The sequence below is a fragment of the Arsenicibacter sp. R0_47 genome (assembly GCF_057652235.1).
In genome coordinates this window covers 173,329-188,615 of sequence record NZ_JBYFCJ010000002.1, presented here as the reverse complement: position 1 = coordinate 188,615, position 15,287 = coordinate 173,329, and the positions used below count along the sequence as shown (strand labels likewise).

Sequence of the window (15,287 nt, the reverse complement as noted above, 5' to 3'; positions counted from 1 at the left end):
TTCGGCGGGCAGGCATTCTACACCAGTGGCAATATAGGGTGTGCAGCGGAATGGGTTATTGCTTCTTCACCATAATCCGGATGGACGTGTTTCGCCCCCGGTCATCGGCACAGGCGATTGTCCAGACGCCGGGGCGTGGCTTAAAAAACACGGCTTCGGTTGGTTTCGCCTTCCGGAACAGCTTATCGTTCAGGTACCAGTAAACCGTCTGCACATCGTTCGGAGCCTGACAGGCCAGCTGCAGATCAGACGGATTCTCAGGATCAATGAAGTACTCACTGCCATCATTCGGACTACTGATCAGCAGCGCATTGGCCGACGCTTCGGCAGCAAACACCCGCTCACAGGCCAAATTGTGGGGCGGAATCCGGTCGTAAGGGATATGCCGGTTTTCGTAGTGGGCAATCAGCTCAGGTGCCAGATTCGGGTAAAACCGCGTTACATAAACCGGCATTGAATCGCGCTGTTCGGGCAGGCAATGCACGCAGTAAGAAACCGTGCCGGACGAATTGGTATAGACCGGTTTCAGGTGCTGGCAACGCTGCGCGCGCGACACACCCATGATGTAATAGTCAACCGCCCGGCTCCGGCAGAATTCATTCGGCACGTCGCCGCTTTCGGGGCAGATTTGCCGGAGCGCCAGATTCCCTTTCGGCGCCGTAAACCAACCCTTACCCGAATTGTAATCAATCGCATTAAAAATCTGAAACAGCAAGGGCGTGGCCGTGTTCGCCCCACTGAGCTCCGGCACCCCGACCCCCGAAAAATTGCCGACCCAGACCCCTACCGTAAACCGGCGGTTATAGCCAATGCTCCAGGCATCCCGGCGCCCGTATGATGTGCCGGTTTTCCAGGCAATCCGAGGCAGGTGGTAGCTGTTGTCAAAATTATTCGGTAAGTCCGGACGGGTAATCTGTGTCAGGATGTTGGTTGTCAGAAACGCGGCCTCGGGCGACATCAGTTCACTGCCCGCGCCTGCCGTCTCACCGGCCTGCCAGACCAGCGATTTGATGGCGCCCTGATTCGCAAAAGCGGTATAGAGTCGTGTCATCTCCTCGACCGTTACGCCGCAGCCGCCAAGGATCATGGACAGACCCAGATCTTTTGCCTGCTTGCGGATGGTGGCAAAACCCGCCTTTTGCAGCGTACTCACAAAGGTCGGTGTACCGATATCTTTCAGCAGTTTCACCGCCGGAATGTTGAGTGAATTGGCCAGCGCATACTCAACCGTTACGGCCCCGTTGAACCGCCGGTCGTAGTTCTCGGGCTCATAGCCGCTGACATTTATCGGCACGTCATTCAGCTTGCTTTTCGGCGTCACCAGTCCCGCATCAAAAGCAAGGGCATATAAAAACGGTTTCAGCGCGCTGCCCGGCGACCGGACAGCCTGCACTCCGTCCACCTGCCCCCCATCCAGCGTGTTGCGGAAATCAGCCGATCCGACATAGGCCATTACCTGCATCGTCTGGTTATCCACCACCAGCACGGCTGCATTCTGCACGCCAACTGCCCGGACACGGTTCGTATAATTGCTTACCAACTGCTCCACCGCTGTCTGAATAGCCGGCCGGATCGTGGTCCGGATGATGGGTGTTGCCGGTTGTTCTGCCCGCAGCCGCAGGCTCAGGTGCGGGGCTTGCTGAGGTGCCTCCCGACGCCGTACGGTCAGCGGCTCGGCTACCGCATCGGTCACCACATCGGCCTCAAACAAACCGGCCTTTCCGAGCCGGTTCAGCCAGCGGTTGCGTTCCTGCAGGATGTACGTGTTATTGAGCCCTAACCGCAGACTCGACGGCCGGTTCGGGATAATGGTCAGGGTCGTGATTTCGGCCAGACTCAGCAGTTTAGGCGGTTTGTTGAAATAGAGCAGCGACGCCGATTTGAGCCCTTCGATATTGCTGCCATACGGAATCAGGTTCAGGTACAATTGCAGAATTTCAGCCTTCGAGTAGTGCAGTTCCAGCTGAATGGCCCGCAGCAGTTCGACGAGTTTGCTGCCGTAAGTACGCTCACGGGGTTCCAGCAACCGCACCACCTGCATCGTGATGGTCGACGCACCCGAGGTCCGGCGTCCGGTCAGCAAATTCCGCGCAAAGGCCCGCAGCAGCGCCACCGGATTAATTCCCGGATGATAATAGAAGTACTTATCCTCTTTAAACAGAATGGTTTTCTGTAGTGTCGGGGTAATTTCATCGAGCGTCGCCACCATGCGCCACCGGTCGTCACGCGCCAGAAATGCATGCAGAATTGTTCCGTCCTGCGCCGTAATCAGGGTCGAATAGGGCACATTCGTTTTCGGTGGAAAAGCCACGTCCAGCCCGGCAGCCAGCAACAGGACAGCCAGCAGCACCCGGACAGATTTCCGTTCCCACAGTTTTTTGGTGATGCCGGTTATTTTTTCCAATATTCGCTCCAATCGCTCAAAATCAATATGTCTCTGAAACCCCCTGACCGTTCCGGCGTTTTTGGTATAAAGGCCAATCTACACGTTGGCGGGGTATTTTTCTAAACCCAACAGACAAAATGACCATACAATTTTTTGGGGCTGCCCGTACGGTTACCGGCAGTAAACACCTCATCACTACCGAAAAAGGCACCCGGATTCTCCTCGACTGCGGCTTATTCCAGGGCATTAATACCGACGAACTCAATCAGGAATTCGGCTTTGAACCGGCCAGTATTGATTACCTGGTCCTGTCCCACGCCCATATCGACCATACGGGTCTGGTACCACGACTGATTCGTCAGGGGTTTGAAGGCCCTATTTACTGCACACCCGCCACGGCAGACCTTTGCGAAATTATGCTCATGGACAGCGCACATATCCAGCAGAAAGATCTTGAGCGCGTCAATAAACGGCGGCACCGGCAGGGACGTCCCGAACTGGATATGCTCTACGACGCCGACGATGTACAGGAAACGCTGAGCCGCTTCAAAACCGTAGGGTATAACGAAATTTTCTGGCTTACCGATGAAGTAGAGGTGCAGTTTACGGATACCGCTCACCTGCTGGGCAGCGCCGCCATTAGCCTGACGATTCACGAAAAAGAGGGGCCGAAAAAGGTGTTTTTCAGCGGCGACATTGGCCGGCCCAACGACAAAATACTGCCGATGCCGATGCCGTTCCCGCAGGCCGACTACATCATCTGCGAATCGACCTATGGCAGTCAGTTACACGAACCGGAGCCGGACATGCGGTCGCATTTGCTCCGGATTGTGGAAGAAACCTGCGTACGTCAGCAGGGGAAGGTCATTATTCCGGCCTTTGCCGTTGACCGGACGCAGGAGTTGATCTACGCCCTGGACCAGCTCGAAAGCGAAGGCCGCCTGCCGGTGATCCCTGTTTTTGTCGACAGTCCGCTGGCGGTGAAAGCCACCAATGTCATGCGACAGAACGAAGACTGTTTTAACCCTGAGATTCTGGCCTACATCAAAAAGGACGGCGATGCGTTTAATTTTGAAAACCTGCACTACGTGTCGGACGTCGAAGAGTCGAAAGACATCAACAACTGGCACGGGCCGTGCATCATCATTTCATCGTCGGGCATGGCCGAGGCGGGGCGCATCAAGCACCACATTAAAAATAACATCGAAGACAACCGGAACACCATCCTGATTGTGGGCTACTGCTCACCAACCAGTTTAGGCGGTGCCCTGAAACGCGGCGATAAGCAGGTTCGTATTTTCGGCGAAACCTACGACGTAAAAGCGCGCGTAGCAGTCATGGATTCGTTCAGTGCGCACGCCGATTATGCCGAAATGCTCGACTATTTAGGGTGCCAGGACCCAAAACTGGTAAAAAAAGTTTTCCTCGTCCACGGTGAATACGATAAACAACTGATCTGGCAAGAGATGCTGGAAGCCGCTGGTTTTAAAAATGTTATGATTCCGGACATGCGCGAAAAGGTAACGTTATAGCTGTTTCCCCTGTGTTATGCAGAAAAAAAATGCAAAAAAATGGCATCAGGGCTTGCAAAAGCCCTTTTTACCGCCGTATATTTGCATTCCCAACACAGGGGAAATGTTCTGCCGAAGTGGTGAAATTGGTAGACACGCACGTTTCAGGGGCGTGTGTCTTCACGGACATGCGAGTTCGAGTCTCGCCTTCGGCACTCAAAAGCCAAACTCTTACGGGTTTGGCTTTTTGCCTTTTTAAGGCAAATCTATTTCGAGGGTTACTACTCTGAGGTGCCACATTACCCTGCTTATACTTTTTCTCTCAATAATAAAAAAAGCCCTGTACAGGGCTCATAAATCACTACGTCAGTACGGTGTCCTACCCCGCCAGCTGAATGCCCGACCGGGTTAGTCCGCCGCCAATCAGGCCGTTTTCGCCGGTAGCGTACAGATGCATGTGTTTTACCAGACTATTGCCGATAAACCCGCCGGCGAAAGGGCCTGCGAAGCCGATTGGCCCTGCCCCCTGGTCACCATCCTGGTCTGTGCCACCTGCCTGACTGCGTTTCTTTTTAATGTATGTATAAATCCCGTAGCCGGCGCCGGCAAGCAAAGCGGCTGCACCTAACGCCAGGCCAATCGCTGTGGTCTGTTTCTTATCCATGATCATGATTCGTTGCTGGTTGTAGTAGCATAACCATGTCGCGGCCAAATAGTTTTGCCCGAAAAAGCGCCTCTGCACGCTAAAACGCCTTCAGCGTAACCGGACAAACTGAACGATCCGGCTTCGTAACCGGCGGGGCCAAACCAGAGGCCTGACCGGATACGACCGTCCCGCCGGTATATTATTCACAAGGAGCGCTATGACAAATAAAATCAGTACCCCGCTCAGGACCGGCGTGAGCGTATACCAGAAACCAAGACCGAGTATTTTGGCAGAACCAATGTTGGCAATCAGCGCCGTTGCGCCCGCCGGTGGGTGCATGGTACGCGTGATCTGCATGCACACAATCGACGTGGAAACCGCCAGCGCCGAAGCCAGCCATAGCTGATCGGGCAGGAGCTTATGCACGGCAACGCCAATCAGCGAGGCCAGCACATGCCCGCCAATCAGGTTTCTGGGCTGAGCCAGCGGGCTGTTGGTCGCCCCGAAAAGCAATACACAGGATGCGCCGAAGGACCCGATCAGAAAAACGCTGTCCTGCGGTGTAAAACCAGCCTGCTGCAAAAGACCAATCGACGCAATGGCCACGAACGTACCGACAAACGTCCAGAAATGATCGGCAGGTGATACAATGGTCTCTTTATATAGTACGTATCTGGCAATGCGGTACTGCCGTTTAATCCGTTCCCTCATATACCTTTTACAATCTAACCGATCTGTTTAGTTCAGTAAAATAAGAGCCAAAATCACAGCCCGTAAAGCAAATAAAAGTTACTAATAGTCAGAGAAGTTTTACATCTTTGAGTATCAGTTAAGCCTGAGACTTTTTTTAAACAAGTATTCCTCCCTCTGGCCGCTCCGGCAGGGGACATTTAGCAGCGTTTCCCCTCAGGATCGGAATGTCAAACCTAAAGGTGAAGGGAGAAGCCATCGATTTAAAGCCCGAAAACCGTACATGATCAGTAATTCTTCGCCCGTAACACAACAACAATCCCCGCTTTCTGTCTGGAGCGCCCGGCTTTTACAGTGGTCAACCACCATCCTCGGCACCAGCGTCTGGGTGAGTTCGGCCTTATTTGGCCTGTATATTCTTGCTTTCTATGCTACGGCGCTGGTGCAGAATGCCATGCAGCGCTGGAACGGCGTACTTCCCGGCTTATACACACAGGGCCAGCCGGCATCGACCGGCAGTATGGGATTGCATTTCGCAGCGGGCGGCATTATCCTGATTCTGGGCAGTATTCAGCTACTGGACAGCGTACGGCTCCGGTACCCGGCGCTGCACCGGTGGATCGGGCGGTTTTATGTACTGGCGTGCTTTTCGGCGGCCATCGGCGGTCTGGTATTTATCTTCCTGCAAGGAACTATCGGCGGCACCGTCATGAACATCGGGTTTGGTCTGTATGGTATTCTGATGGGTATTGCAGCCGTCGAAACCCTGCGCCATGCCCGGGCAGGCCGTCTGGAAACGCACCGGATCTGGGCTCTGCGTCTGTATGCGCTGGCGATCGGCTCGTGGCTCTACCGGATGGATTACGGCTTCTGGGTGATGCTGACCGATGCTGCCGGCCATAACCAAACCTTTACCGGTCCGTTTGACCAGTTTATGGCCTTCTTCTTTTACCTCCCTAACCTGCTCGTGGTTGAACTAATGGTCAGAGGCCGGAAGCCCGGCACGTCAGCCTTCATCCGGCTGGGAGCATCGGCAGCCTTGCTGTTCGCGACATTTTTCATCGCGCTCGGCACCTACTACTTTACCAAAATCTACTGGGGACCACCAATACTGGCCTGGTTTAGTTAGGCCAGGGACTCTAAAAGCCTGAATATGCGTTGTCCGCATCAGTACGTCGGGTTGTCCGCTAGTGGACAACCCGACGTACTATACTATACTCAACATTTTACAAATCAGACACATAGCATTTCCGGCAGGTTTTTTGAGGTAAATATACTGTTGACTATCAAGCCGTTAATGCCATGCTACTGAATTTCCTCCGCGTTGCCATCCGTAATCTACTGAAACAAAAGCTGTTTGCCGGTTTTAATCTCCTGGGCATTGCAATGGGTATTGCCTGTTGCCTTGTTGTTTACCTGCTTATCCAGCATCAGTACAATCAGGACGCATTTCATACCAATGCCGACAGGATTTTTATGGTGCATCATATGCGAACGACTAACGGCGAACCGGAACGCTGGGCAACCTCACCCGATGCCATCGGGCCTGTGCTTCAAAAAGACCTCACCGAAGTAACCAACATGGCGAGGTATCAGGGTCAAAGTGTCGTCGTGAAATACGGCAGCAATGTCTTCAACGAATACATCCACCTGGCCGATCCGGCATTTTTAAGCATGTTCAGCTTTCCGTTACAGGCCGGAAATCCTCATGCGCTCGCCAATCCGTCGGACATTATCCTGTCAGAATCTATGGCACGAAAATACTTCGGCAGCGAGAATCCAATCGGTAAATCCATTACGGTAGTATTTGACGGGCGAACCCGACGCGATTTTACCGTTGCGGGTGTAGCCGCTCCGTTTCCGAACACAGCCAGTTTAACGTTTAACATGCTGGTCAACTACGGCGTTGGTAACCAACTCGGCTGGACTGCCGGAGACTGGAAACGTCCCGTTCAGGCAACCTTCATCCAACTCGACAAACCGGAATCGGCAGGGCGGGTTACGGCGGCGCTTAACCGCTACGTACGAACCTATAACAGTATCAACAGCCAGGCGCCGGTTAACTCGTTTTTTCTGGATAACCTCACACAAATCGGCCTGAATGCACACATGACCCGCCACTCGTTTTCGGGTGGTACCTCTCCTACCGGTCTCATCATGCTGGGTATTCTCGCAGGGCTGGTTCTGTTCATGGCCTGTTTCAATTTCATGAATTATACCATAGCCACATCAACCAGCCGGTTTAAGGAAATCGGGGTACGGAAAGTACTGGGCAGCACCCGTAACCAGCTCATCCGGCAGTTCATCGGCGAAAATATGGTTATGGGCATTCTGGCGTTAGGTCTCGGTATTCTGCTGACCGAAACGGTGTTTCTACCAACCTTCAGCCGGCTTATTGACTTTTATCAGCTGCGGTTTGATGTATGGGATAACCTGCCGCTTGTCGGCGTTTTTCTGGCATTGATAACCGGAGTAAGCCTGTTATCGGGCCTGTATCCGTCGCTCTACATCAGCGGGTTTAACCCCGTTACGGTATTGAAGGGTAAACAGCGCATCAGCAGCGTGACAGGCCTGGTCCGCACGTTACTGATTGTTCAGTTCGGCCTCTCGATGTTTACCGTTTCATCGGCTATACTGACAACGCAGAACGCGCAGTTCCTGCGGCGCATGGATGTAGGCTACACACCATCCCAACTAGTCGTTCTCCGCGCCGATTCCGAAAAGAGTTATCAGTTACTGCGCGATGCCGCCCTGCAACAGCCCGAAGTCACTGCCGTAGCCGGTTCGCAGGACCAGATTGGCCATGCCGGCGATCACATTGCAACGCTCGAAGAAGGAGCTAACAAATCAACGACCGAGATTATTCACGTGAGTCCTGAATATGTCCGCACACTGGGCCTGCGCCTGAGTCAGGGGCGTAACTTTCTGGATAACTCGGCCACCGACGCTGAACAGGCTATCCTCGTCAACCAGTCACTGGTGAAGGCGATGGGCTGGACTTCGGCAGTGGGCCGGCAGGTACGGCTGGAAGATAAGGTATGCCGGATTGCAGGCGTTCTGGAAGACTTTAACTATCAGTTCTTTTTCCAGAAAATCGCCCCCTGCGTATTGCGTATGAACCAGCCTGACGCCAACCGGGTGCTCACTATGAAAGTAAATACCGACGATATTTCACGGCTTTCTGCCCGGCTCAAAACGGTCTGGCACAAGGCAATGCCCGACACACCATTCCGGATTTCACAGCAGGATGATGTTTATTCCCCGAGCTACGATGAGTCGCGCCGGATTAAAGATGTCTTTACCTATGTGGCTGTTCTGACGCTCATGATTTCAGCGATGGGATTGTTTGCGCTGGTTTCTCTGAACATTTCGAAAAAAACAAAGGAGATCGGTATCCGGAAAGTATTGGGTGCGTCCTCGCTCAGCATTGCCAACCTCATCAACCGTGAGTTTCTGATCCTGATTACCGTATCGGGCGTTTTGTTTTTGCCCCTTGCCTTTTATGCCCTGAAGGGATTGTTAGACAGTGTATATGCCTATCACATCGCCGTTGGCCCCTGGACGTTTGTGAGTACCTTAGGCATCATGCTGCTGCTGGCCATCATTACCATTGGCTCGCAAGTCTACCGGATTGCCACGGCTAACCCGATTCAGGCGATACGGACAGAATAGTAACGAGTGTATGAACGAACAAAGGCAGGAAGGAGCGCCAATAGCATGCTCTTTCCTGCCTTTGTTCTGTTTGATCAGAACCTTTATTCCGATTTCAACGCCTTCACCGGATTAGCCAGCGCGGCTTTAGTGGTCTGATAGCCAATCGTCAGCAGCGCAATGCCTCCCAATACCAGTACCGGAATAAACCAGACCAGCACATCGAGGTCGATCCGGAAGGCATAGGTTTCCAGCCACTTACTGACCAGGTACCATGATAGCGGCACGGCCAGCACGCTTGCGATCAGTACCAGCCGAAGCGTATCCCACGCCAGCATTGCCAGAATGCTGTTGACCGACGCACCCAACGATTTCCGCACGCCGATTTCCTTGGTCCGGCGGGCCGTGCTGTACGATGTCAGGCCGAACAGACCGAGGCAGGCAATCAGAATGGCCAGCGACGCAAACAGCATAAAACTGCGGCCAAACTGCTGGTCCTGCTTGTATTGGTTATTAAAGAATTCGTCCAGAAAAAAGTAATTCATCGGCGATTCCGGGAAGAAGGCCGCCCAGTTTGCCTGCACACCTTTTAAAACGCGGTCTGCGTCTTTTGTCGATACCTTCACCGAATAGAAATCCGTTGGCAACCACTTATAATCGGGGTCCATCAGCATAATGATGGGGGTAAACGACCGTTGCAGCCCCTGCTGGTGGTAATTTTTGACAACACCGATGATTTCGTTCGGCCGGTCGGTGGTCACTTCCAGCGCAATCCGCTGCCCGATGGCCTCCTGCGGGGAATTGAAACCGAACTGCGCAACAGCTGCTTCGTTCAGCACCAGTCCGTATACATCGGACGCACGGCCCCGGTCAAAATTCCGGCCGGCCACAAGCTGCAGCCCGAAGAGCGGGATAAACTCATAATCGGCCGTCAGCGATTCATACAACCGGCTGGTACTGGCATTGGCCCCGAAACGACGGTTAGCCAGCATCTGCCCTACTTCGAGACCTGGTACCGAGCCGGACCCCGTCACGGCTTCAACACCCGCCAGCCGCTTTACTTCGTTCCGGAAGCTTTCCAGCTTTTCAGCGCTTCCCGTCGTACTCACCGGCGCATGCAGTACCAGAATCTGATCGGTGTTAACGCCCAGTTGCTGGCTGGTCATAAACGAAAGCTGGCGATAGGCAACCACCGTACCGACCAGCAGAATCATCGACGCACTGAATTGCAGCACCACCAGGCCTTGCCGCAGATAGCCACCCGTTGCTGAGAAGCGGTAGCGGCCTTTAAGTGCCAGAACAGGCTTTACGTTGGCTAACACCAGTGCCGGATACAGTCCCGATACCAGCACCCCGATCAGAAGCATGGCCAGCATCGTCAGCCAACGCATCGGATTGGTCCAGTCGATGAGCGGCAGGGAGATGTCCAGATAGGCCGGTAAGGCATAGCTGGCAATCGCTGCAACGGCCAACGCAATCACCAGGGCAAAGGCGTTGAGCACCAGCGACTCAGTAAGAAACTGAATGAGCAGGTACCCTTTTTCGGCTCCGACCGCTTTGCGTACACCGATCTCGCGCGTACGGTCCATGGCCCGAGCCGTCGACAGATTGATGTAGTTGAACCAGCCCATCAGCAGAATCACCAGCGCCATGGCCGACAACCAGGTAACAGCCTGCCGGTTACCCTTCACTTCCACTTCGTTTGGTTTGGCCGGATTCAGGTGAATATCGTGTAGCGGCACCAGTTCAACGCCCCACTCATGGTCGCGCATGGTTTCGGCAGTTTTATATTTTTCGGCCAGTGCCGGAAACTGCGCTTCGATTTTGTGCGGATCGGCCGATGGATGCAGGCGGACAAAGGTGTAGCTTTCGTGCTGATACCAGAAGTCCCAGACCTGCTTATTGGAGGTCGTCCACGACATCAGCATGTCAAACTGCATCGTCGAATTGGCGGGCAGATCGGCAAACACGCCGGTCACTTCGCAATCCAGTTGCCGGCTGCCGGCGGTGATATGCATCATTTTGCCCATCGGATCGGCACCTTTGAAATAACGCTGCGCCGCTGCTTCGGAAATAACGACGGTATTCGGCGCTTTCAGGAAGGTGTTCCGGTCGCCTTTCAGCACCGGATATCCGAAAAACGTGAAGAAGTTTGAGTCGGCAAAGCAGACGTGCTCTTCGCGGAATTTCACGTCTTCATACCGCACCACCCGCGCCGACCCACGCCAGTTGATACGGGTATAGGCTTCGGTTTCGGGGAAAGCTGTTTTGATCGCGGGTGCCATCCCGTTGGTACTGGTCGGCCAGTTTTCAATGATCTCGCCGTTTTTCCGGAACAGCGTTTCGACCCGGTAAATCCGGTCGCCGTCCGCGTGCATCCGGTCGAAGCTCCGTTGCCCGTCGACATAACCGCTGATGAGCAGATAAGCCGTCATGGCAATAGCCAGCCCGCTGACGACAATACCGGTATAACTTTTATGCCGGATGATAGTCCGGAAAACGATTCTGGTATAATGCAGAAACATAACGTGTTGAGGGAAGAGGTTGTGTTCAGGCAAGGAAGGTAGGCATTTTCCCGGCTAAGTAATATACATAAACACGTATTCCGGTTCTTTATTGTAAGTTTCAGATATTCAGTCTACTTTTGCACCCCTTTTCGCTAAACACCCTTACACATGCCGGCTCCGAATCAATTGGGTGACGCCCCGATCAAGTCCTTATTTTTCCAGTATTACGGTCCTGCACTGATCAGTATTTTATCGTCCACGGTGCATCAGGTCATCAACGGCATCATCCTGGGCCAGCAGGTCGGCAAAGAAGGGCTGGCCGCCGTCGGGCTCTACGGACCGGTGCTGATCGTATTTGTCTCGCTGGCCTTGCCGGTCATGATCGGCGGCGGCGTGCTGACCGGCAAAAGCTTCGGCGCGGGCGACACCGCCAAAGCGCAAATAATATTTCAGTTTGCCACCACGCTTGTGCTGCTGACCGGCGGGATCATTGCCGCCTCTGCCCCGTTTATACACCAGCCGTTAGCCCGTTTTCTGGCTGGCGATGCCAACCCACGACTGGTTCAGAATACCGCCGACTATACCTTCTGGCAACTGCTGAGCCTGCCGTTTTTCTTTCTGGGCATGATCTGGGGAAACTTCGTGCGGGCCGACAATGCCCCGACTGTATCGCGGAACGCATCACTGCTGGCCGTAGCCGTCAATATCGTGCTTGATCTGGTCCTGATTGTCGGCCTGCACATGGGTGTAAAAGGCGCGGCCATTGCAACGGGTATCGCCCTGTTTTCGGGCCCGGCTTATCTCTTTGGCTACATGCTGCGCGGTAAAACCCGTTACAGCCTTACCGGCTTCCGGTTTACGCTCCGGTTCGCCGGATGGAAGGAACTCCTTCGCATCGGCATCCCGTCGTTTGCCTCCGAACTTGCCTTTTCGACGGGTCTCCTGCTGATTAACCGTACCCTCGTCGGCTATGGTCCGCTGGCCGTGTCGGCATTCGGGCTGGTCAACTACCTGAGCTTTATTCTGATCCGGTTGTTTACCGCGGCCATGATCGCCAGTATGCCAATCATGTCGTTCAACCTCGGCGCCAAACAACCGGCACGGGTACTGGAAACACTGCGGTTTGCCATCAGCTTCACGGTCGTACTTGGTGTTGTCATTACCCTGGCCGGCTTTTTGATACCAGACCTGTTCATCAGGCTTTTCTCCGGCGACCAGACAACGTCCTTCCGTGACGTAGCCACGCAGGCCATCTCGCTGTATTTTCTGTTGTTTCTGGCCGCGGGGCCCAATTACCTGCTGGCGGCTTACCTCCAGAGTACCGGCCACTCAACGGTGTCCACCCTTATCAACCTGCTGAAAGGCATTGTCCTGATCAGTCTGTGTCTGCTGGTATTGCCCGGGCAGCTCGGCCTGTCCGGTGTCTGGCTCTCCCGCTCCCTGGCCGAAATCGGAACGCTGGCACTCGTAGGCGGCTACACGCTTTTATACCGGCACCGGTATTATCAGACGGAGGGAATAAAGGGGTAAGCAAACCAACGTTTTGTTATGTGGCAATCCTTACTTTTATTTGTTACTACGAAACTTAATAAAGCAACTTATCCCTCCATTTCATGAAAACGCCTGCATTTCGGCTCATCCTGCTTGCCGGGATCATTACCCTTAGTTCATTCGTTTGTCAGGCTCAGATTTATGTACCGGGCAGTATCATACGGCAAACCGGAGATACTATCCGCGGCATGGTGCTGAAAACATCCACTCAGGCATTATTACGCGAATGTGTTTTTGCCCGAAACGGTGATATTACCCACTACGCACCAACGCAATTACAGGGATTTACCATCGAAAACCGGAGATTTCGCAGCCATACCTTTTCTTCCGGAAAAGCTACGTTTCTGTTACTGCTTAATGAAGGGCCTTTGTCACTGCTTACGGACGAAAGCCTGTTTTATGTCCGTTCCAATAAAACAGATACGCTGATGACCCTCATCAGCAACGTCACCAGGACTATCAACGGCCAGCAGACCGACGTTCTCTGGTTCCGGAATCAGCTGACGTTCGTGACGCAGGATTGCCCGATAGCTGCCGGACTGATTGCCAGGGCACAATACAACGCCGGTTCGCTATCGCCGGTTGTGGCAGAATACAACGAGTGCGTAGATCCTTCCACCACCTATACCATCCAGTCAGGTAAACCCATTGTCCGGTTTGGCGTAAAGGTTATTGGCGGTTATAGCCAATGTGAATATAATGCCTACAATGGTATCCGTTTTACGAATGGCTACATGGGTGGTCTTGGTGGCTTTCTACAGCTGAAAGCCAATCACCTGTCAACCAGCCGTATTACGGCACAGGCAGAAGTCCTGTATCTGCATCACGCCTATAGCTCCCGGTATAGCCATAGTTATTTAAGTGTTCCCTTTTTGCTGCAATATGCGTTGACCAGGTCCGGAAAACATACGTATATTCCTTTCGCAGAAATAGGACTTCAACCAAATTTTACAACAACGTTTTCACTGAGTCCGGATATGTTTCCGATCGTGTCTAATCTGGCAATCAGTCTGCCGATTGGCATCGGTATACAACCCAGACTTACGGCAAAGCCAGGCACAGGAAAGCGCTCCCGTCAGTTTAGTTTCGGGATGCGCTATTTTCGTTTAACCAATTCGGGCAGTAACCGGATTCATGATTTCAGCGTATATACAGGACTTCTGTTTTAGCCATTTCACTCTGGCACATACAGTTTACCGATCACCAGTTTGTCGCCGGAGAGATCGGCCTCGAACAGGTGCGGCACCCGGACCGTCCGGCCGTTGACGCTTTTATGGCTGTGTACCGACATCAGCAACTTGCCGCCAAAGGTGCTGAACAGCATGCCATGCCCGAAATTCGGGGGTGTAATCGGGTTTGGGTCCTGTAGCCAGGGGCCGTCCAGTGTCCCGCTGGCTGAGTAGACAACGCCCTGCGTATAGACATCATGAATCCAGCTGGTCCAGATCATGCCCAGCCGGCCGGTGCCGGTGTTGAACAGATACGGGCCGTCAGTCACCTTGTTGGGTTTGTCCTTGCCCGCCTCGTCTTTCTCGCGGCTCCACGGCGAGTCGCTGGCCCGGAACAGGACCTTGCCTTTGCCGACAGCGCCGCTCAGGTCAGGTTTCAGCTCAATTTTTTCAATGGTGCCGTTCAGGTTCTGTAGCCATTCGTAGCAATAGACCATATACGGTTTTCCGTCCTTGTCGACCCAGAACGTGCCGTCCAGCGTCGGCATATCCGCGGGCAGGTACGTGGCATCCTGCATCGGCACATACGGCCCGTCGGGTTTATCGCTGACGAGGACATGGCTGGCCCGCCGTTCGATCTCCCGCCCCTTAACGGTGTCGATTTTTACGGCGCGGTTGGTAAACGTGGCGAAGTAATAATACTTGTTTTTGTAGGCATGGAGTTCGGCCGCCCAGATCATCGGATTCGGGCCCATCCACGAGGCCGGATCGGTTTGGGTCACCTTGTAAGGACCATCCCAGAGCCTGAGGTTTTTACTTTTCCAGAGCAAGCCACCGGTGCCGGTCATGTAGTAGGTATTGGTCGGCCGGTCGGCCAGGATAGCCGGATCGCTCAGCACAATCGAATCGAGCGGGACATTGGTCCGCAGCGGCCGTACCTGCGCCTGCCCTGCCAGGGCCCACAGCAGGCCGCCCAAAACCAGTAACCAGTTGTTTTTCATAGATCGTTTTTGCGGTCAGCTATGTAGAACGGAATGCCATTCCGTTCACGTCTATAAGGCGGATGGGTGGAAGTTTTACCGAAGGGGCGGAGAAGTTGTGCCAGGCAGCGTTTTTTGCCGTCTTATATAATACATAATTTTAGCGTTTATTTTTCATTACACGATTCATTCATGT

Annotated in this window: 10 protein-coding genes and 1 tRNA gene; 6 read left to right on the top strand and 5 right to left on the bottom strand. The window is 53.6% G+C overall.

Features of this window, described 5'->3' with window-relative positions; translation table 11 throughout:
- Nucleotides 1-55 precede the first annotated feature (55 nt).
- Nucleotides 56-2,407, bottom strand: coding sequence for a penicillin-binding protein 1C (gene pbpC / locus AC23NW_RS04165; RefSeq protein ID WP_487448335.1), 2,352 nt, complete (start codon nt 2,405-2,407; stop codon nt 56-58).
- Nucleotides 2,408-2,523: 116 nt separating this feature from the next.
- Between pbpC and AC23NW_RS04160 the strand changes: the two genes are divergently transcribed.
- Nucleotides 2,524-3,918 (top strand): MBL fold metallo-hydrolase RNA specificity domain-containing protein, encoded by a 1,395-nt coding sequence (locus AC23NW_RS04160; RefSeq protein ID WP_487447915.1) that lies wholly within the window; start codon nt 2,524-2,526, stop codon nt 3,916-3,918.
- 110 nt (nt 3,919-4,028) lie between these two features.
- Nucleotides 4,029-4,112 (top strand) — tRNA-Leu (locus AC23NW_RS04155).
- Between the two features lie 164 nt (nt 4,113-4,276).
- On the opposite strand, the gene AC23NW_RS04150 is transcribed toward AC23NW_RS04155, so the two are convergent.
- Both AC23NW_RS04150 and AC23NW_RS04145 read right to left on the bottom strand, forming a co-directional pair.
- Nucleotides 4,277-4,561 (bottom strand): hypothetical protein, encoded by a 285-nt coding sequence (locus tag AC23NW_RS04150; RefSeq protein ID WP_487447914.1) that lies wholly within the window; start codon nt 4,559-4,561, stop codon nt 4,277-4,279.
- Between the two features lie 90 nt (nt 4,562-4,651).
- A complete protein-coding gene (locus tag AC23NW_RS04145) occupies nt 4,652-5,254 on the bottom strand; it encodes an HPP family protein (protein WP_487447912.1) in 603 nt (200 codons plus the stop codon).
- Between the two features lie 262 nt (nt 5,255-5,516).
- Here AC23NW_RS04145 and AC23NW_RS04140 point away from each other — a divergent pair, with 262 nt between their 5' ends.
- Together AC23NW_RS04140 and AC23NW_RS04135 are read left to right on the top strand one after the other, a co-directional pair.
- Nucleotides 5,517-6,362, top strand: a complete 846-nt coding sequence (locus tag AC23NW_RS04140; RefSeq protein WP_487447911.1) for a DUF2306 domain-containing protein — start codon at nt 5,517-5,519, stop codon at nt 6,360-6,362.
- Between the two features lie 173 nt (nt 6,363-6,535).
- On the top strand, nt 6,536-8,905 hold the full coding sequence (locus AC23NW_RS04135; RefSeq protein ID WP_487447910.1) for an ABC transporter permease: 2,370 nt from the start codon (nt 6,536-6,538) through the stop codon (nt 8,903-8,905).
- 83 nt (nt 8,906-8,988) lie between these two features.
- Here the strand turns inward: AC23NW_RS04135 and AC23NW_RS04130 are convergent, their stop codons facing one another.
- Nucleotides 8,989-11,409, bottom strand: a complete 2,421-nt coding sequence (locus tag AC23NW_RS04130; RefSeq protein ID WP_487447909.1) for an ABC transporter permease — start codon at nt 11,407-11,409, stop codon at nt 8,989-8,991.
- A gap of 150 nt (nt 11,410-11,559) precedes the next feature.
- Here AC23NW_RS04130 and AC23NW_RS04125 point away from each other — a divergent pair, with 150 nt between their 5' ends.
- Together AC23NW_RS04125 and AC23NW_RS04120 are read left to right on the top strand one after the other, a co-directional pair.
- Entirely contained in the window at nt 11,560-12,921 is a 1,362-nt protein-coding gene (locus AC23NW_RS04125; protein ID WP_487447908.1) for an MATE family efflux transporter, read from the top strand.
- Nucleotides 12,922-13,004: 83 nt separating this feature from the next.
- Nucleotides 13,005-14,111 carry a porin family protein gene (locus AC23NW_RS04120; RefSeq protein ID WP_487447907.1) on the top strand — a complete coding sequence of 369 codons (1,107 nt, stop codon included), beginning with the start codon at nt 13,005-13,007 and terminating at the stop codon, nt 14,109-14,111.
- Between the two features lie 5 nt (nt 14,112-14,116).
- Here AC23NW_RS04120 and AC23NW_RS04115 read toward each other — a convergent pair whose 3' ends face one another.
- The gene (locus tag AC23NW_RS04115) at nt 14,117-15,112 is read right to left on the bottom strand and encodes a glycoside hydrolase family 43 protein (protein ID WP_487447905.1); all 996 of its coding nucleotides are present in this window, start codon (nt 15,110-15,112) and stop codon (nt 14,117-14,119) included.
- Nucleotides 15,113-15,287: the final 175 nt, after the last annotated feature.

Excerpts from the sequence above, each read along its gene's own strand:
- AC23NW_RS04160 (WP_487447915.1), top strand. The coding sequence starts at position 2,524 with ATGACCATACAATTTTTTGGGGCTGCCCGTACGGTTACCGGCAGTAAA.
- AC23NW_RS04150 (WP_487447914.1), bottom strand. The coding sequence starts at position 4,561 with ATGGATAAGAAACAGACCACAGCGATTGGCCTGGCGTTAGGTGCAGCC.
- AC23NW_RS04145 (WP_487447912.1), bottom strand. The coding sequence starts at position 5,254 with ATGAGGGAACGGATTAAACGGCAGTACCGCATTGCCAGATACGTACTA.
- AC23NW_RS04140 (WP_487447911.1), top strand. The coding sequence starts at position 5,517 with ATGATCAGTAATTCTTCGCCCGTAACACAACAACAATCCCCGCTTTCT.
- AC23NW_RS04135 (WP_487447910.1), top strand. The coding sequence starts at position 6,536 with ATGCTACTGAATTTCCTCCGCGTTGCCATCCGTAATCTACTGAAACAA.
- AC23NW_RS04130 (WP_487447909.1), bottom strand. The coding sequence starts at position 11,409 with ATGTTTCTGCATTATACCAGAATCGTTTTCCGGACTATCATCCGGCAT.
- AC23NW_RS04125 (WP_487447908.1), top strand. The coding sequence starts at position 11,560 with ATGCCGGCTCCGAATCAATTGGGTGACGCCCCGATCAAGTCCTTATTT.
- AC23NW_RS04120 (WP_487447907.1), top strand. The coding sequence starts at position 13,005 with ATGAAAACGCCTGCATTTCGGCTCATCCTGCTTGCCGGGATCATTACC.
- AC23NW_RS04115 (WP_487447905.1), bottom strand. The coding sequence starts at position 15,112 with ATGAAAAACAACTGGTTACTGGTTTTGGGCGGCCTGCTGTGGGCCCTG.